This is a genomic window from Vreelandella xerophytica (genome assembly GCF_968048975.1).
In genome coordinates this window covers 1,543,387-1,560,767 of record NZ_OZ309106.1, presented here as the reverse complement: position 1 = coordinate 1,560,767, position 17,381 = coordinate 1,543,387, and the positions used below count along the sequence as shown (strand labels likewise).

The 17,381-nt window shown below is 60.3% G+C and carries 15 protein-coding genes; 11 read left to right on the top strand and 4 right to left on the bottom strand.

Features of this window, described 5'->3' with window-relative positions:
* The first annotated feature begins 36 nt into the window (after positions 1-36).
* The 4 genes from ACWF8S_RS07425 (at position 37) to ACWF8S_RS07410 (ending at position 3,273) form a co-directional block, all read left to right on the top strand.
* Positions 37-540 carry a hypothetical protein gene (locus tag ACWF8S_RS07425; protein ID WP_447556220.1) on the top strand — a complete coding sequence of 168 codons (504 nt, stop codon included), beginning with the start codon at positions 37-39 and terminating at the stop codon, positions 538-540.
* Between the two features lie 5 nt (positions 541-545).
* Entirely contained in the window at positions 546-1,760 is a 1,215-nt protein-coding gene (locus ACWF8S_RS07420; RefSeq protein WP_447556219.1) for an MFS transporter, read from the top strand.
* Positions 1,761-1,769: 9 nt separating this feature from the next.
* Positions 1,770-2,843 (top strand): asparaginase, encoded by a 1,074-nt coding sequence (locus ACWF8S_RS07415; protein WP_447556217.1) that lies wholly within the window; start codon positions 1,770-1,772, stop codon positions 2,841-2,843.
* A 190-nt stretch (positions 2,844-3,033) separates the two neighbouring features.
* On the top strand, positions 3,034-3,273 hold the full coding sequence (locus ACWF8S_RS07410; RefSeq protein ID WP_447556216.1) for a DUF2789 domain-containing protein: 240 nt from the start codon (positions 3,034-3,036) through the stop codon (positions 3,271-3,273).
* Between the two features lie 24 nt (positions 3,274-3,297).
* Here the strand turns inward: ACWF8S_RS07410 and ACWF8S_RS07405 are convergent, their stop codons facing one another.
* Together ACWF8S_RS07405 and ACWF8S_RS07400 are read right to left on the bottom strand one after the other, a co-directional pair.
* A complete protein-coding gene (locus ACWF8S_RS07405; protein WP_447556215.1) occupies positions 3,298-3,963 on the bottom strand; it encodes a TVP38/TMEM64 family protein in 666 nt (221 codons plus the stop codon).
* A complete protein-coding gene (locus ACWF8S_RS07400; protein ID WP_447556214.1) occupies positions 3,956-4,372 on the bottom strand; it encodes an SRPBCC family protein in 417 nt (138 codons plus the stop codon). The genes ACWF8S_RS07405 and ACWF8S_RS07400 overlap by 8 nt, the downstream gene beginning before the upstream one ends.
* 207 nt (positions 4,373-4,579) lie before the next feature.
* On the opposite strand from ACWF8S_RS07400, the gene queC reads away from it, so the two are divergent.
* From queC to ACWF8S_RS07380, 4 genes are read left to right on the top strand one after another with little or no spacing between them, the layout of a single operon-like run.
* Positions 4,580-5,290, top strand: coding sequence for a 7-cyano-7-deazaguanine synthase QueC (gene queC / locus ACWF8S_RS07395; RefSeq protein WP_447556213.1), 711 nt, complete (start codon positions 4,580-4,582; stop codon positions 5,288-5,290).
* Positions 5,277-5,921 (top strand): 7-carboxy-7-deazaguanine synthase, encoded by a 645-nt coding sequence (gene queE / locus ACWF8S_RS07390; protein WP_447556212.1) that lies wholly within the window; start codon positions 5,277-5,279, stop codon positions 5,919-5,921. The genes queC and queE overlap by 14 nt, the downstream gene beginning before the upstream one ends.
* Complete coding sequence (locus ACWF8S_RS07385; RefSeq protein ID WP_447556211.1) at positions 5,921-6,757, top strand: 6-carboxytetrahydropterin synthase; 837 nt, start codon at positions 5,921-5,923, stop codon at positions 6,755-6,757. The genes queE and ACWF8S_RS07385 overlap by 1 nt, the downstream gene beginning before the upstream one ends.
* 1 nt (position 6,758) lies before the next feature.
* Complete coding sequence (locus ACWF8S_RS07380) at positions 6,759-7,052, top strand: YkgJ family cysteine cluster protein (RefSeq protein WP_447556210.1); 294 nt, start codon at positions 6,759-6,761, stop codon at positions 7,050-7,052.
* Here the strand turns inward: ACWF8S_RS07380 and ACWF8S_RS07375 are convergent.
* Together ACWF8S_RS07375 and miaE are read right to left on the bottom strand one after the other, a co-directional pair.
* The gene (locus ACWF8S_RS07375) at positions 7,049-10,948 is read right to left on the bottom strand and encodes an AAA family ATPase (protein WP_447556209.1); all 3,900 of its coding nucleotides are present in this window, start codon (positions 10,946-10,948) and stop codon (positions 7,049-7,051) included. The two genes, ACWF8S_RS07380 and ACWF8S_RS07375, sit on opposite strands and share 4 nt — an antisense overlap.
* Before the next feature lie 30 nt (positions 10,949-10,978).
* A complete protein-coding gene (gene miaE, locus ACWF8S_RS07370) occupies positions 10,979-11,635 on the bottom strand; it encodes a tRNA isopentenyl-2-thiomethyl-A-37 hydroxylase MiaE (protein WP_447556208.1) in 657 nt (218 codons plus the stop codon).
* Between the two features lie 534 nt (positions 11,636-12,169).
* On the opposite strand from miaE, the gene acnB reads away from it, so the two are divergent.
* From acnB to ACWF8S_RS07355, 3 genes are all read left to right on the top strand, one after another.
* On the top strand, positions 12,170-14,773 hold the full coding sequence (gene acnB, locus ACWF8S_RS07365; protein ID WP_447556207.1) for a bifunctional aconitate hydratase 2/2-methylisocitrate dehydratase: 2,604 nt from the start codon (positions 12,170-12,172) through the stop codon (positions 14,771-14,773).
* A gap of 151 nt (positions 14,774-14,924) precedes the next feature.
* Positions 14,925-15,419, top strand: coding sequence for a ribonuclease E activity regulator RraA (rraA, locus tag ACWF8S_RS07360; protein ID WP_447556206.1), 495 nt, complete (start codon positions 14,925-14,927; stop codon positions 15,417-15,419).
* 60 nt (positions 15,420-15,479) lie between these two features.
* Complete coding sequence (locus ACWF8S_RS07355; RefSeq protein ID WP_447556205.1) at positions 15,480-17,366, top strand: glycerophosphodiester phosphodiesterase family protein; 1,887 nt, start codon at positions 15,480-15,482, stop codon at positions 17,364-17,366.
* Positions 17,367-17,381 lie beyond the last annotated feature (15 nt).

The window sequence follows — 17,381 nt, the reverse complement described above, 5'->3', positions numbered from 1 at the left end:
TTCAGGCGTTAGGCCGAACATGTTCATGGAGTGATTATGGCGTCATCTCAACTTATTAACGATTATCGTCAGTGGCTGGTCTTCCAACGCCAGGAGCAGTTGAGTCGAGAACATCAAGGCGTCTCCCAGCGCCTTGAGGATGCAAAGGCAACGTCCAGCCAGGTGATTCAGGCCTATCGCAGCATGGCGGATAAAGCCTCTACCGAGGGGGCTTGTTACCGCACGCTGTTCTTGCGTGAAAGCGATGAACAGACGGCTCTGGTATGCGAGGGATGGCTGTTCATTCGCCGAGTGTTGAGCGAAGAGAACACTACCCGGGTACGCGCTACCCTGCTGGAAACCTTCACGCTTGAAGACGGCTCCATCACCCCGGGGGACAGGCCCGCTCGCAAGGTGACGCTCGAGATCTTCGAGAAGCTCGATATCAACAGAGGGATGCGCACCGACGTGCGTGTCGATTGCCTGGAAGCCCCCGGTGATTATCACTTCATTACCCTGATGGACGTCGCCCGAGGCGATCTTCGCGCGCACCTCAAGTAGCCGGTATGGCCTCTCGTCAAAAGCTCAGTTTCATACTTTTGATGTTTGTGGTGGGGCTGAATCTGCGCCCCGCCCTTTCATCGGTAGCACCGCTTCTCACACGCCTGCAGGAGAGCACGGGGCTTACGCCGGCCGCTGCGGGCATTCTGACTACGCTGCCGGTGCTGTTTCTGGGGCTTGCCGCACCGCTGGCACCTGTCATCGCTCGCCGAATCGGCAGCGAGCGGGCGCTGAGCGCTGCTCTTTTACTGCTCACCCTCGCCCTTCTGCTGCGCCCCTGGCCTCTGCCGTGGGTACTGTTTATCGGCACCGCTCTGGCGGGTGCGGCCATTGGCATGGCCGGCACGCTGCTTCCGGGGCTGGTCAAACGCGAACTCCCCGAAAGCGCCGATCTTCTGACCGGGCTTTACACCATGGCGCTTTGTTTTGGCGGAGCCCTTGGCGCCGGGCTCAGCGTACCGCTGGCGAGCCTCCTGGGCAGCTGGCAACTGAGCCTTGTCAGTTGGGGCCTGGTGGCATTGGTCTCGCTGGTCTTGTGGTCCTCGCTTGCCCCGACGCCCACCACGCAGGAAAAGGCCAATGTGTCGGGGGCGTCGCTCAAGGCGCTTCTGGCCCAACCGCTGACCTGGCAGGTAATGCTTTACATGGGCATTCAATCCTCCATGGCCTACATCGTCTTTGGCTGGCTACCCACGCTGCTGGTCTATCGCGGCTACACTGAAAGCGAGGCGGGATTTACCATGGCGGTGTCCATCATCTGTCAACTGGGCTCGGCGCTGAGCGCCCCCTGGCTTGCACGCCTGGGTCGCGACCAGCGCCCGGCACTCTTTGCCATGCTCACATTCACCGGTATTGGCCTTTTCATGCTGATGATCGCCCCGCTTGCCTGGCAGTGGCCGGGGGCGGCCCTGCTCGGCGTGGGCCAGGGCGGCTGCTTCAGTCTGGCCCTTGGCCTGCTGGTACTCAGAACGGCCAACGCCGGTCTTGCGGGCAAGCTCTCCGGGCTCGTCCAGGGGGGCGGCTATACGATTGCGGCTCTGGGCCCGTTCGGGGTGGGGCTGCTTTTACAGATCGGGGCCCGTATCGAGCATATTGCCTGGCTGCTGCTTTGTCTGATCGGCGTCTGTTACGTGTTCGCCTTTTTTGCCGGGCGCAACCACCAGTTAGATGACCATACCGGTACGCTTTGCGTCATCAAGCAAAGCGACCGGGTGGCGTAAGGATAAGTGATGAGTGCGACATCTCAACTGCGTGACGCTGCCGACTGCGGCGAACGCCTCTTGATCATCTATACCGGTGGTACCATCGGCATGGAAGAGAAAGCCAAAGGGTTGGCGCCGTCAGGGGAAGCATTCGATCAGCGTCTGCATCAAGCGCTGCAGAGGCTCTCGATCTTCGAGCAAAGCGCGCTCCCCTCTTTCGAGGTAATGAGTTTCGCAACGCTGATCGATTCGAGTGCGGCCACCCCGGCCACCTGGCAACAGATCGGCCAGGTGATCGTCGAGCGCCTAAACGCCTACAAGGGGTTCGTGGTGCTGCATGGCACCGATTCGTTGAGCTTCAGCGCGGCAAGTCTTGCCTACCAGCTTCAAGGCCTCGATCGCCCGGTCGTTCTGACCGGCGCCATGCGGCCGCTGGATGTGGCCGGTAGCGACGGGCTCGACAACCTTCATGGCGCGCTACGCTTTGCCAACAGCGAGAGTCTCAAGGAAGTCGTCATCTACTTCAACGGCAAGCTAATGCGCGGTGTTCGTGCGGTCAAGGCGCATAGCGAAGCGTTCAACGCCTTTGAAAGCCCCAGCTACCCGCTACTCGGCGAGCGTGTGGGTGACGATTTCATCGACTATCCAAGCCGCGGCCTGGGCTTTACCCAGCGCGGTGCACCTCGCTTTGAACTGGCCAGTTACGCAGGCCTGGCCCAGGGCGCGGTCATTCGCCTGCCCCTGTGGCCGGGCATCAGCGCCTGGCAGCTCGAAGCTCTGCTGGGCGATGCCCGCGTGAAAGGCGCCCTGCTGCAGCTCTGGGGAGCGGGAAATCTGCCCGACGACCCGGCACTTCTGAACGTGCTGGCCAAGGCCTGTGGTGAAGGCAAGCTCTTGGCCGCCACCAGCCTGTGCCCCAAAGGAAGCGTACACTTTGGCGCTTACGCGGCGGGGTCGGGCCTTGCTGATGCGGGCGTGCTTTCCGGGGCGGACATGACACCGGAGGCGGCACTTACCAAGTTGGTGCATCTGCTGGCCCAGCCGCTGTCACTGGACAATCGCCGGCAGCGGTTTTTAACCCCGCTGGTAGGTGAGCGTTAGGCAAAGCTGGCGTAGCGCGATATTGCGACTATGTTTTAAGTACTTAACCTGTTTTAAATACTTACTGAGTTTTAAGCACTTACCAGGTTTCAAGCAACTGGTATATGTTGAGCTTCGGCATATTTTCAGCACTAGCCGCTGGCTCTGGCAAAGCGGCCATTCAAAACCACCCAAGGAGAGAACACAAGCCATGGAACAGCCCGTACACGCCTTCAGCGATCTATTCAAGCAGTTGGGTCTACCTTCGGATAACGACGCCATCGAAGCCTTCATTCAGGAGCACGGCCCGCTACCCGACGCCATGCCCATTGCCGAGGCGCCCTGCTGGAACGAAGGCCAGTCGGCGTTTCTGCGTGAGGCCATTGCCGATGATGCGGACTGGGCGGAAGTGGTAGGCCATCTAGACGCTGCCATGCATCAGGAACAGTAGTTCGTCACACCTTCCACCTAGCGTCTAATGCTTGCGCGCCGCTTCCACGCGGCGCCGGTACCAAGCCCCTGCCAAGAGTAAAAACGCCAGCGCGAGAAGCGGCAGAATCACGTCAAACTGAAGCGCGTTCTCCTCTTCGATTGCCTCCAGTGCCCCGTAGATAGCGCTACTGTAGACCCCCCACTTGATCGATAGCCCAAGGGTGGCAGCCAGCAGATAAGGCCGAAGCGGCAGACGGCTCAGCCCGGCGGCGTAGTTGATTACCGAGTGCGGAAAACCCGGCAGTATGCGAAGCGCGCACTGGGTAACCAGATCGCTGCGCTGCTCCAGGGTTTGCATTACCTTGTAGGTCAGCCCACCGGGCTTGACCTGGGCATTCAGCCGGGAGGCGAGAAGGTAAGCTCCCCAGGCCCCGATCACGCTGCTCAGCGTCAGCATCAACGTAGCCACCACCGGAGGATAGAACGGCGCTATCAGCCATAGACCGATACTGCCGGGAAGCCCGATGGCAATCGTAACGGCCATGGTCACCATAACGCTGATCACCACCGCTGGATGGTGGGACATTTCATCAGCCCATGTTTTCAACGTGGTCAAATCTGGCGAGTACCAGAGCCACAGGCAAGCCAATAGTGCCAACAGCGCGAAAAACGCGCCCCAACGCCAGGAAAAGGGCGTGCGTCTATCCATTCAACCTGGCTTCGACACGATCGAGAATCTGGCGACTCACCTTGCCCACCATCGGTTTGGCGGCTTTGTTGACGGCTTTTTCCATCAAGCGATTACGAATATCGTAGGTCAAGGTCAACGACACCCGTGTGCCCTCGGCTACTGCCTCGAGCTGATAACGGCCCTGATTCTTTACCCCGTCCAGAGACTCCCAGGCCAGCACACGAGGCGCATCGACTTCGGTGACCTCTACATCGAACGCCCAGTCCACGCCCATGGCGCGAACATGCCAGCGATAACGGTTATCACCCAGGGTATCGATCGAGCGAATCATGTCGGAATAGTCGGCAAAATCCTCGACCCGTCTGAGCAGCTCGAATACGCGCTCCGGCGAGGCGTGGACAATTTCACTATGTTCTATGGTAGCCATCAGTACATCTCGAAAAAGCTGAATCAATGAGCTTAACACGCTCAATCATGCGGACATACAGGCCGATTTTTCGCCTGATCGCCTTTTACAGGGCGCCCTGGCTAGCCAAGCGCGCAACCAGTGCGTACACTGCTCGGCGTTCCGGACCGGACCCCGGAATTCTGCCCAAAAGGCACTCAATAAATTCTCCGGCCAGCGAGTATTAGCATGTCTCTCCTATCTTGTACACACTCCCCCGCTACCGTGGTTATCTACTCCGGCGGCATGGACTCCTTTACCGTCATGCACCGTGCCCTTCAGGAAGGGTTGACCGTGCATGCACTCTCTTTTGACTACGGCCAGCGCCACCGCCGCGAGCTCGACATCGCCCGAACGGTATGCGAAAAGCTCGGCATTCCCCATCAGGTGGTGGATATACGTGCCATTCACGGGCTGATCGACAACTCTGCGCTGACCGATCAGACGGCCTTGATGCCCGATGCCGACTACGCCGAGGAGAATCTGCAGGCCACTGTAGTGCCCAACCGCAACATGATTCTTCTATCGCTCGCCATTGCCAAGGCCGTCAATATCGGTGCCTCGTGCGTGGATTATGGCGCTCACGGGGGCGATCATGTGCTCTACCCTGACTGTCGTCCCGAGTTTGTCGAGGCAATGCGCCACGCCGCAGCCATCGCCAACTTCGACCCCATTGAAGTCCGCGCGCCCTACCTGAAGGCTACCAAGGCCGATATTCTGCGCGAAGGCCTGGTCATGGGCCTTGATTACCGCGACACATGGACCTGTTATGAAGGGCGCGAGTTGGCCTGTGGCAAGTGCGGCAGCTGCCGCGAACGCCTGGCCGCCTTCGCAGCCAACAACGTCGTCGACCCGCTCGCCTACGAACCCGACACGGAGGCCAGCGATGTATCACGTTAAGGAGGCGTTCTACACCCTGCAGGGTGAAGGTGCCCAGGCCGGACGCGCCAGCGTGTTCTGCCGCTTCACCGGCTGCAACCTGTGGTCTGGCCGGGAAGTGGATCGGGCAAGTGCCCGGTGCACGTTCTGCGATACCGATTTCCTCGGTACCGACGGCGCTGGCGGCGGCCGTTTTCAAAGCGCTACCGACCTTGCCGAACATATCAGCCACCTGTGGCCCGAGGCCTGCCAGCGCGCCGTACCCTACGTGGTGTTTACCGGTGGCGAGCCGCTTTTACAGCTCGACGCCACGTTGATCGAAGCCGTCAAGGCAAAGGGGTTCGAGATTGGTGTGGAAACCAACGGGACTGTCGATGTGCCCGAGGGTATTGACTGGCTTTGCGTGAGCCCCAAGGGCGATAACAGCTTGAAAGCGCTGACCGGCGACGAGTTGAAACTGGTCTACCCCCAGCCGGGTGTCACGCCCGCACGCTTTGAAACGCTGGCCTTCAGACACTTTTTTCTGCAGCCGATGGACCAGGGCCCGCTTGCCGATAATCAGGCGCTGATCAAGGCAACGACCGCTTACTGCATGGCGAACCCTCAGTGGCGGCTCTCGCTTCAGACTCACAAGATAGCAGGATTCGAATAATGGCGCTTTTTGTCCATCAGCTGACGCACATCGATGTTTCGCTCTGGTGCCCGGAAAAGGGTTTGACCGGCTGCAGCTGGCAGGTAGATGCCACGCTGGACGGCGAACTGGGCGAGGACGGCATGTTGTTCGATTTCGGCAAGGTCAAACCCTTCATCAAGAGGGCCCTGGACGCCGGCATCGACCACACTCTGCTGGTACCCACCCAGGCACCCGACGTCAGTGTCAGCGCGTGCGAAGAGGGCTTGAGTGTTCGCGCCGTGTCTCCTTACCCCATCGAGATCCGCGGCCCCGCCTCAGCGTTTACGCTGATGGACGCACCCCGCGTGGCACTCGCCGAGCTGACCGAATCGTTAAGCCAGGAACTGACCCATACCTGTCCGGAAAACGTCGCAAGCGTGGCACTCGATCTCAGCGACGAAGCAATCGATGGGGCGGCCTACGGCTACAGTCACGGCCTCAAACGTCACCAGGGCAACTGCCAGCGCATCGCCCACGGCCACCGCTCCCGGCTGCAAATCTTTCAGCACGGTCAGCGCCAGCACGCCCTGGAAAACAGCTGGGCTTTCTGGCTGGATAACCGCTACCTGCTCGAACGTGCCGATATCGCCTGTCAGAAAGACGGCATGCTCACCTGTCGCTACATCTCCGGCGAGGGTGTCTTCAGCATCACCTTGCCCGCCGAGCGCTGTGCGGTGCTGCCCTACCCCACCACGGTCGAGAACATCGCCCGCTGGCTCGCCGACGAAATCGCTCGGAAGACGGGTGTGGCCACCTGCGTGCATGCCTTCGAGGGTTTCAACAAGGGTGCCACTGCCCAAAGCGCGTCCCTTTGACATGACGACACCATTGATTGCCAAAGAGCGCGCGTCTGACGAGAACGGCGGATGTCGGGCAGGATGCGGGGCGTGCTGTATCGCCCCGTCCATCAGCTCCCCCATTCCGGGTATGCCCCGGGGCAAGCCGGCGGGCCAGCGCTGCACTCAACTCGACGATGACAACCTGTGTCGGCTGTTCGGTGATACTCGTCGCCCGGCGGTGTGCGCCCGGTTCACATTCGATACCGACGTATGCGGCACTCACCGAAACGAGGCGCTGGAGAACCTCGCCTGGCTAGAGGCGAGCACCTAGCTTTCCACCCCCGCCGCCTGGGGCAAGCGTCTATCAAGCAGGTTGACCCAACGTACCAGCACCGGGGCGTCGCTGTGGCTGACGCTTGCCAGACACTGGCGGAAGAGCTCCTTGGTCTTCTTGTCCTCCGGGGCGATATGAGTCAACCAGAACTCGAGGGCCGCCAGTTCGTGGTGGCGGTTGCCCTGCTCCCGCGCATGGTCGATGGCAAGCTCGGCCAGTGCCTGCACGTCGTTGGCGGGGTATCCCAGACGATGGCGCACCCGGGCAAGCTGAGTGGCAATTTCCGGCAAGAACAGGGTGCTGCGCTCCTTGGCAATGACCAGACACTGCTCCAGATATTCCTGGGCTTCGGTGAGTTCCCCAAGCTCCATGCAGGCATCGCCATACCACAGCACCGGCCGCTGGAAGCGATCGCGCCCGTTCAGCTCCGCCATCTGGTCAAGGCTTTCGCGAAGTCGCGTCAGTCCGGCCGGGTCACCGCTCAGGGCCTGCTGCCAACCGAGCACGCCCTGGGCAGTAATCTGCCAGAGCTGTAGATCCGGCGTGACGGTCATGGCCGCGGCGCGCTCGGCATGACGAGCGGCCAGATGAATATGGCCCAGTTGACGATAAAGCGCAGCGGCAAACATCAGTGCCATGGCCAGGGTGCCGGGGTGACCGATCTTTTCAGCCAGGCGGATCGCCGCGGCGATATGGCGCTCGGCGCGCTGGTAGTCGCCGCGCAGACACAGTGCCCACCCCTGAAAACTCGCCGCGCTGACCTGGGGGTGATCCGAGAACGGGAGCCACTCGATCATCATCGACGCGTTCAGCGGGTCGATCTCGTTGAGATGGTCAAAGGCCTGGGCGATTCTTCCCGCCCAGTACTCGCACTGGGCGCCGGCATAATCTGCCAGCCGGCCATAGCGCGGGTCTTCCAGTCGCTTGGCGATATCGGCCAGCGTGGAAGCCAACGCAAAGGCGTCAGCATGAGCGTAGCGCTGGCTGCGGCCCAGCCAAAGCCCCCACTTCACCAGAAAGATCTGTTCAAGGTCTTCCGGGTCTTCCGGGGTGTCACTTCCTGACTCCCGCAAAAGCTCACGCGCCTGAACAAAGCATTCGTGAGCCGTGGGCGAGCCGTGGCCTTCCAGAGCGAAGGCCGCCTGGCCCTTCACCGTCAAAAGGCTCACCTCCCGCTCGAGCTGGTCGTCCACATGCTTGAGACAGCCAAGACCGAAATCGGCCATCTTCAACGCGGTGCGGTTGGCACTGACCTTCAACGCCTCTCGAGCGGCCAGCTCGAAGTAGCGTGCCCCCCGGGCGTAGTGACCACTGCGGCGCAGGTGGGTGGCAAAATCGCCAGGATGACGGCTGATCCACATGGGAAAACGCTCTTCGATCAGGGTCACCACCTGCTGATGAAGTGCCACGCGCACATCTTTCGGGCAGGAGAGATACGCCGCCTCGTGAAGAAGCTGATGGCTGAACTGATACTCAGGCTCGCCGCCCGGCTGCTCCACCACCTCGATGATTTCCAGCTGGCGCATATGTTCCAGCGCTTTCAGAAGCCGTTTTTTATCGAAGTGGCTGCTTTCACTGAGCATATCCAGACGAAAACGTCGGCCCAGCACCGCCGCGCCATGGGCAATATCCCGGTCGCCTTCCAGCTGATCGATCCGGCTGGCCAGAAGCCCTAAAAGACCCTTGGGCAGCTCGTTGAACTGCACGCTTCGCCCTTCGCGACGATCCATATCCAGCCGGCGACAGATCTCCTGCAGATAAAGCGGCACGCCATCGCAACGTTCGACAATCTGGTTACGCAGTCTGGGGCTCAGATGAATCTGATATCGTCGCGCCAGCTGCATCAAAAGCCGCGCGGACTGGCCGACATCGAGCTTGCCAAGCGGGATCTGCTGGTCCCAGTGAAGCTTGACCGGAAGCTGTTCACGCCCGTGGTGGCTGGCCACCAGCATGAAGGCGGTGTTGATCGGCAGGCGCGCCTGAAGCCCGGTGAGCACCTTGAAGGAGGGTTCATCCAGCCACTGAAGGTCATCGATCATCAGCAGCAGCGTGCTGGTTTGCGCTTCGCGCTCGATCAGACGGTGGAGAAGCCGCGCTACCAGTTCGACGGCTTCTCCGTTCTGGGTGAGCTGGCCGATGTCGTCGACCTCGCGCACGCCAAGCGCCTGCTCGATGAGTTCCTGGCGTTCGCTATCCAGAGCGCTGACGCCCAGCGCCTCCTGCAAGCCATGCAGCGCTTTTAGAGTAAGCGACTGCTGGCATTGCCAGGCGAGCAGTTGCCGGGCCACGCCGTAAGGCTCCAGCACGGAAAGTCGCGTAGTGGGTAGCCAGCACACGGCAGCGTCACGGCTTAACTCCAGTTGACGAAACCCGACCATCAGGGCGGATTTGCCCATCCCGGTTCCACCGCGTACCAGTACGCTCTGCCTGAGTCCGATACTCGCCCGAGCCTGCGCATCGCGCAGGGTGCGAAGCGCCGTTTCACGACCAATAAGACTTGGCGGCGTCGCATCGCGCCCACCTTCGTTCTGGCCCAGCACCAGGGCACGCAGACGCACGCGGCCATCGCTTGCCACCAGCCGTGATGACAGCCTGGGCTGCAGATCCAGCGCCGGGGGCATGTGCTGGCTCGCTTCCTGGGAGATCACAAGCTCGCTACCTTCGGCAGCGCTCATCAGCTCCAAAGAGACTTGAGTCACCTGCCCCAGCGGGTCCGCCAGCTGTCGCTCGGGCAGATACACCACTCGACCGCTGTGGAGCCCGGCCGTCAGCTCAAAGCTTGGCGGCTCCTTGTCGATACTCCAGCGCCGGGTGATTTCCTGAGGCAACGCCTTGCGGCAGTGCTCGTAGAGTGCCACCAGTTCGGCCAGCTGGTGGGCGGGCCCGTGGGTGCCAAAGCAGGCAAGCCCGAGCCCGCCGGTAGCGCCGGGCAGCCAGAAACCGCCCAGATGATGGCACTGCTGCTCTAGCCAGCGCAGAAGCTCCAGCTGAAGATTCAGACAGTGGCGCATCGCCCCGCGCTCTTGCCAGTCACCCTGTAAACGCAGGCGAATGGCCATGACCGAGAGCTGGCGAAGCTCGATCTCATCTTCGCGCAGCGGTTTGCTGTCCGCGGCCAGCGCGCGAGAAAACGCTCCCTGGGGGCTGACCACCTGAGTATCATGATGGCCGTCGGACCAGTAGCTTGCCAGCTGCAGAAAGCTGGGTTCGGGCTGTTGTCCGGAAAGCGCCAGAAGCTGCAGATAGCCGTTGTACTGCTCGTGGGCGGCTGCCATCTGATTTTTTTCGGCCAGTTGACGTACCAGGCGTTCGTGAAAGGGACCATAGCCCGAGAACCCGCTGACCAGCTCTTCAATGACCGAATCGGGCACCTCGTCCTGGGTGTCCAGTACATGCTCGGCAAAGCGGATGACGCGCTGGCGCCACTCATTGCGCACCTGCACCAACCAGCGCTGAAATTCGCTGCAGTTGGTCAACTGCAGCTCTTCCACCAGGTCGCCCTGGTAACAGGTCATCACCGCCTCCAGGGTTTCCAGCTCCTGCGGGCCTTCAAGCAGCGTCTGAAGCTCGTGAAGATCCACCCGCCAGTGCGGCGGGAGGTTGAAGGCGATGGTCTGGCGGGAAACGTTGAGTACCGCATCGGCACTTTCCCCCAGTGACTGGCGCAGGCAGTGCAAGGCATGGCGGAGGTTGGTGCGTCCGGAGGAGAGTCCCTGATCTGGCCACAAGAGCTCGGCAAGCGCTGCGCGATTGGCCGGCTGGCGATGCAGCAACAAATAAACCAGCAAGGCTTTGACCTTGTCGTAGCTGAAATGGGTCAGTACGTCCTCTCCAAACGAGAGGGAAAAATGGCCAAAAAGGGTCAATTTGTCGATCTGCTTGGCATCGCGCATGAGGCACATCCTACCTAGACGGGGCTCGACTCAGGCCGGCACACCGCTATGAAAACGAAACGCTGTATCGGGCGAAGTGATCAGCTCAGCTTCACGCGCTACAAAAAAGGCGATACGGTCATCGATCGCATCGGGGGTCTGCTGCTGGGCCAGCAACAAATAATCCTCGAAGTGGCGCCCTTCCGACTTCACCAGGGTACGGTAGAACCTGGCAAGCTCTTCATCAAGATACGGAATCAGGCGGGCAAAGCGTTCGCAGCTTCGCGCCTCGATCAGTGCGCCGATGATCAATACATCGATCAAGCGCTCCGGGTCGTTGCTGCGCAGGTGTCTTCTGAGCCCTTCGGCATAGCGCGAGGCGCTCAGATGCGTGTAGGCGACGCCGCGGCGCTCCATCAATCCCACTACCTGTTCGAAATGGAGAAGCTCCTCGCGGGCAAGCTGCGACATCTTGCTCAGCAACAGTGGCTGACCCACGTAGCGATAAAGCAGATTCATCGCCGTCGAAGCTGCCTTCTTCTCGCACTGGGCATGGTCGATCAACAGTGTTTCCGGGTTGACCAACGCCCATTCGAGCCAGGCATCCGGGGTTTGACAGGCTAGAAAGTCGTTAAGGCTGGGGGGCAGTAAGTCATCCGCGCCTAGCGAATGGTCTGCAGGATTCAATGCGGCTAACTCTATCGACATAATACGGTTACCAAGCGCCCATACTCATTTAAAACACACCAACGCCTTGGCGCTGCTCCCGTCGCTCAAGGCTATTCAACCTTGAAGGCCCTATTTTACGCGTTTTTGCATCATATTATTGAAAGCCCCGGTGATTCTTTTTCCTCTGACCCAGGAAGCCGTTGAATACCGGCACTTGGGCCTCCCTTGCGGGGGCATGATCTTTTGAATGCCGGCTACGCTTTAAGTATTAAATGATCTAGAGCGGGGTTATTGCAAACGGCTTTTCCCCAAGGCCTTTCAGGGCCTCACTCTACCTTGTTCGTGGCACTGGGTCTGTTCAGTTTAAACGAACGTTTGTTACGTTGAGTAGCCGTGTCAGCATAAAGTCCAACGGGCTTGCCGCGTTGTCGTCTTAACATTGTCGACAGTTTCCCGTAGAATCCCCGCCATCCACCAGACGCTGCCTGTCAAGCGTATGTCACGTGTCAAAGCGCATACTGGATACCGTGTGGGTATGTGTTCGACACCATTAAGAAGATGAGAGGGCCCAACGTGCTTGAAGCTTACCGCCAACATGTCGAGGAACGCGCCGCCGAGGGCGTACCACCCAAGCCCCTGAACGCCGAGCAGACCGCGGGTTTAATCGAGCTTTTGAAAAACCCGCCGCCCGGTGAGCAGGAGTTCATTCTCGACTTGATCACCAACCGCGTACCGCCGGGCGTCGACGAAGCCGCTTACGTGAAAGCGGGTTTTCTGACGGCGATCGCCAAGGGTGAGGCCACCTCCCCTCTGATCGACAAGATTCACGCCGTGAAGCTTCTGGGCACCATGCAGGGCGGCTACAACATCGTCTCCATGGTCGAGCTTCTGGACAACGACGAGCTGGCCAAGGAAGCCGGTGAGCAGCTCAAGCACACCCTCTTGATGTTTGACGCCTTTCACGACGTCGAAGAGCGCGCCCGAAACGGCAATGCCGTGGCCAAGGACGTTCTCAACTCCTGGGCCGAGGCGGAGTGGTTTCTTTCCAAGCCTGCGCTCGACGAGAAAATCACCCTGACCGTGTTCAAGGTGCCCGGTGAAACCAATACCGACGACCTTTCCCCGGCCCCGGATGCCTGGTCACGCCCGGATATCCCGCTGCACGCCAATGCCATGCTCAAAAACGAGCGCGAAGGCATCCATCCGGAAATCCCCGGTACCCGCGGCCCGCTTGACCAGATCAACGAAATCAAGGAGAAAGGTTTCCCCGTTGCCTACGTAGGCGACGTCGTGGGTACCGGTTCTTCGCGCAAGTCTGCCACCAACTCGGTGCTCTGGTTCTTCGGCGACGACATTCCCTATGTACCCAACAAGCGCGCCGGCGGCTTCTGCTTTGGCGGCAAGATCGCACCGATCTTCTTCAACACCATGGAAGATTCGGGCGCGCTGCCCGTCGAGATGGACGTCGACAAGCTTGAAATGGGCGACGTCATCGACGTCTACCCCTATGAAGGCAAGGTCTGCAAGCACGGCACCGACGAGGTACTCACCACCTTCGAACTCAAGACCCAGCTGATTCTGGATGAGGTGCGCGCCGGCGGCCGTATTCCGCTGATCATCGGCCGCGGCCTGACCGGCAAGGCGCGGGACTCTCTCGGCCTTCCGGCATCCGACGTGTTCCGTCTTTCCGAGCAGCCCAAGGATACCGGCAAGGGCTTTACCCTGGCCCAGAAGATGGTCGGCAAGGCGTGCGGTCTGACCGGCGTGCGCCCGGGTATGTACTGCGAGCCCAAGATGAGCACCGTGGGCTCTCAGGATACCACTGGCCCGATGACCCGGGACGAGCTCAAGGACCTCGCCTGTCTGGGCTTTCAGGCGGATCTGGTCATGCAGTCGTTCTGCCATACCTCGGCCTATCCCAAGCCCGTGGATGTGGATACCCACCACACCCTGCCCGATTTCATCATGAACCGTGGCGGCGTCTCGCTACGTCCTGGTGACGGCATCATTCACAGCTGGCTCAACCGCATGCTGTTGCCGGATACCGTGGGCACCGGCGGTGATTCCCACACCCGCTTCCCGATGGGCATTTCCTTCCCGGCAGGCTCGGGCCTGGTAGCGTTTGCCGCTGCCACCGGCGTGATGCCACTGGACATGCCGGAATCGGTTCTGGTGCGTTTCAAGGGCCAGCGCCAGCCCGGTGTGACACTACGCGATCTGGTACACGCCATTCCGCTTTACGGTATCAAGCAGGGGCTGCTCACGGTTGCCAAATCCGGCAAGAAGAACGCTTTCTCGGGCCGCGTTCTGGAAATCGAAGGCCTCGAGGATCTGACCGTCGAGCAGGCGTTCGAACTCTCCGACGCCTCCGCCGAGCGCTCTGCTGCCGGCTGCACCATTACGCTGTCTGAAGAGAGCGTGACCGAGTACCTGAAATCCAACATCACCCTCTTGAAGTGGATGATGGCCAACGGCTACGGCGACGAGCGCACCATCAGCCGGCGCATCGAGGGAATGGAAGCCTGGCTTGCCAATCCGAGCCTGATGCGCGCCGACCAGGACGCCGAGTACGCCGAGGTCATCGAGATCGACCTCGACGAGATCAAGGAGCCGGTGCTTTGCGCGCCGAACGACCCCGACGATGCTCGCCTGTTGTCCGAGGTGGCCGGTGAGAAAATCGATGAGGTGTTTATCGGCTCGTGCATGACCAATATCGGTCATTTCCGCGCAGCGGGTAAACTTCTGGAAAAACAGCCCGCAGGTAGCCTGAAGACGCGTCTGTGGCTGGCACCACCTACCAAGATGGACCAGCACCAGTTGACCGAAGAAGGTTACTACGGTATTTACGGCCGTGCGGGAGCCCGCATGGAAATGCCGGGATGTTCACTGTGTATGGGTAACCAGGCCCGCGTTGCGCCCAAGAGCACCGTGGTGTCTACGTCTACGCGTAACTTCCCGAACCGTCTGGGCGATGGTGCCAACGTGTACCTGGCTTCGGCGGAGCTGGCGGCGGTGGCCGCGGTTGAAGGCCGTCTGCCCAGCGTTGAAGAGTATCAGCGTTACATGGGCGAATTTGACGCCATGGCCGGCGAGATCTATCGTTACATGAACTTCCACGAAATCGAGGAGTATCAAAAGATTGCCTCGAACGTGATTCCGGTTGCCCAGGAAGCTTAAACCGCTTTTGACAACCACCCCATCGCCGATGCTCGCACCATCACAGAAAGGCTTCATCTTTTCCTTTCTGAGTCGATGACCGAACGCTCCGCTCCTCTTCGAGGGCGGGGCGTTTTTTATAGCGCCGTTCATTTATCATCAAGGAACCCTCATGACGACCACTCAAACCGTAGTAACGCCGGATCTATGTGACGCCAACCCCGAGGTTTGCGTGCTCGAGCCGATGTTCGCCAATATCGGCGGCGTCGAGAACTTTTACGGCCAGGTACGCACGGTCAAGTGTTTTGAAGATAACTCGAAGGTCAAGGAGGCTGTGGCCGAACCCGGCGAAGGTGCCGTACTCGTGGTCGATGCGGGCGGCTCGCACCGCTGCGCAATGCTTGGCGACATGCTGGCCGAACAGGCGGCGAAAAACGGCTGGGCCGGGGTCATCATGTACGGTTGCGTGCGTGATGTGGATATTCTGGCGACGCTGCCCCTGGGAGTTCAGGCGCTGGGCAGCCATCCGCGCAAGAGTGAAAAACACGGGGCTGGCCAGCGCGATATTCCCGTCACGTTTGCCGGCACCACGATCAGACCCGGTCAATGGCTCTACGCCGACAACAACGGTATTATCGTTTCCGACCATGCCTTGTCACTTGGCTAGGCCATTTGCCGCGCGTGGCCTTTTGGAGCCACGCAGGCATTCATCTCAGAAGTCTTCGTTATGCAGCCGTTGAAACCGCTCAGCTACGCCCTGTTTCGCACTCTGCGCGACCATTTACGGCCGCTCATTGCCTACCATCTGCTATATACGCTTTTAGCTTCGGCGTTGTTGCTGCCCACCCTGGGTTGGCTGTCCCAGACGCTGCTGTCAGCGCTCAACCGCACGGTAATCACGACCGAGGCACTGGTCACGCTGCTTTTCAGCCCCTTGGGGCTGGTGACGCTACTGGTGGGACTCTGGTTCGGCTTTCTGCTGATCTACTGGCAACAGGCCGGTATGCTCCTGGTAGCCACGCGCCCGGGCAACAACCACTATCGCCTGGCTTTCGAGGCTCTCTGGCGCAATACCCGTCGCCTGCCGGCGCTGGCGGTGCTGGTGATCTTGCAGGTTGGCACACATCTTTTACTGCTGGCCCCTTTCATGCTGGGGCTGACCTGGCTTTTCGATCTATTTCTGAGCGGGCTGGACCTCTACTATCTTCAGCGCGTTCGCCCGCCGGTACTGTGGTACTTCATCGCTTGCGCACTCCCGTTGGTGCTGATCTGGGCAAGCCTTGCCGCCTGGCTCTACCTTCGCTGGATGCTGGCTCTGCCCCTGGTGGTCATCGAGCGGTGTTCGCCCCTGCAGGCCCTCAGACAGAGCGTGCCCCTTACCCGAGGATGGCGTCGGTCCATCGGCGCGGCGGTCTTGATGCTTCTAGCCCTGATCATCGCCCTGCCCATTCTAGTCACATGGCTTTTCGACCTGATCGTTACGCCGCTTCTTTGGTGGCTGCCCGAGCACAATGCCGTACTGATCCCTGCCATGCTGGCCTACCTTACCGGCTACGTCCTGATTACGCTGACCATCACCTTTCTGGGCATTGCCGCCAACGCCCTGCTTTCGGCATGTCTTTACCAGCAGTTGGTTACCCAAGAGACGCAGCCCTCACCCCGTAACGACGATGCCAACCCAGGACGGCTTGCCTGGGCGGTGGAGCTTGCCGTCCTGCTGTTTGCCGGACTTCAGGCCTGGTGGATTCTCAACAGTTTCGAGCTTCGCGACAACGTCACGGTCATTGCTCACCGGGGAAGCTCCATGGTGGCTCCGGAAAATACGCTTGCTGCCGTGAGTCAGGCCCTTGAAGATCGCGCTGACTACGTCGAACTCGATGTCCGCCTGAGCGCCGATGACGAAGTGCTCCTGTATCACGACCGCAGCCTGACCCGCCTGACCGGAGATGCCAGGGATTTCGGCGAGCTGACCCGTGAAGAACTCAGCCACTTCGATATCGGAAGCTGGTTTGGTGATGCCTTTCAAGGCGAAACCATTGCAGGCCTTGATGAAACCCTCGCGCTGGTGCGCGGCAAGGCGGGCCTGATGATCGACATGAAGGCACTGCCCGGTGACGAGCAGCGTCTGGCGCAGGCCGTTCTGGACACGCTGGACAGGGAGTCGGATATTCGCTACCGCTGCTGGGCGACACAGCGAAGCGCCCTGACCGGGATGAGTGAGTGCGGCTTTCCCAATACGCGCATGGCCATGCGCGTGGCCACCATGACCCCGGACATTGTCCGCTTCGTGAAAGAGCGGGCTCCTGAACTTCGCGTCACGCTATTGGCACAGTTGATCTTGCCGGGTACGCTCGACCGGCGCAGCTTTGATGCGTTGGGGCTTCGCCATAATCGCATCACCCGCCAGGAGATCACACTCGCCGCCCTTTACGGTTATGAGGTTCACGCCTGGACGGTGAATGATCACGCGCGGATGTCAACGCTGATCGACCTGGGTGTGGATGCGATCATTACCGACTACCCGGACCGGCTGAGCGAGCTGATAAAAGACCGGCGTTCGCTGAGCGACGCCGGCCTGATTCTGGTGAAGCTGCGCAACTGGTTACGCGAGTAGGCAAAGCGGGTATTG

Bases quoted from the DNA above. Each gene is read 5' to 3' on its own strand.
- ACWF8S_RS07415 (WP_447556217.1), top strand. From the start codon at position 1,770: ATGAGTGCGACATCTCAACTGCGTGACGCTGCCGACTGCGGCGAACGC.
- ACWF8S_RS07420 (WP_447556219.1), top strand. From the start codon at position 546: ATGGCCTCTCGTCAAAAGCTCAGTTTCATACTTTTGATGTTTGTGGTG.
- ACWF8S_RS07410 (WP_447556216.1), top strand. From the start codon at position 3,034: ATGGAACAGCCCGTACACGCCTTCAGCGATCTATTCAAGCAGTTGGGT.
- miaE (WP_447556208.1), bottom strand. From the start codon at position 11,635: ATGTCGATAGAGTTAGCCGCATTGAATCCTGCAGACCATTCGCTAGGC.
- ACWF8S_RS07400 (WP_447556214.1), bottom strand. From the start codon at position 4,372: ATGGCTACCATAGAACATAGTGAAATTGTCCACGCCTCGCCGGAGCGC.
- queE (WP_447556212.1), top strand. From the start codon at position 5,277: ATGTATCACGTTAAGGAGGCGTTCTACACCCTGCAGGGTGAAGGTGCC.
- queC (WP_447556213.1), top strand. From the start codon at position 4,580: ATGTCTCTCCTATCTTGTACACACTCCCCCGCTACCGTGGTTATCTAC.
- rraA (WP_447556206.1), top strand. From the start codon at position 14,925: ATGACGACCACTCAAACCGTAGTAACGCCGGATCTATGTGACGCCAAC.
- ACWF8S_RS07405 (WP_447556215.1), bottom strand. From the start codon at position 3,963: ATGGATAGACGCACGCCCTTTTCCTGGCGTTGGGGCGCGTTTTTCGCG.
- ACWF8S_RS07355 (WP_447556205.1), top strand. From the start codon at position 15,480: ATGCAGCCGTTGAAACCGCTCAGCTACGCCCTGTTTCGCACTCTGCGC.
- ACWF8S_RS07385 (WP_447556211.1), top strand. From the start codon at position 5,921: ATGGCGCTTTTTGTCCATCAGCTGACGCACATCGATGTTTCGCTCTGG.
- ACWF8S_RS07380 (WP_447556210.1), top strand. From the start codon at position 6,759: ATGACGACACCATTGATTGCCAAAGAGCGCGCGTCTGACGAGAACGGC.
- ACWF8S_RS07375 (WP_447556209.1), bottom strand. From the start codon at position 10,948: ATGCGCGATGCCAAGCAGATCGACAAATTGACCCTTTTTGGCCATTTT.
- ACWF8S_RS07425 (WP_447556220.1), top strand. From the start codon at position 37: ATGGCGTCATCTCAACTTATTAACGATTATCGTCAGTGGCTGGTCTTC.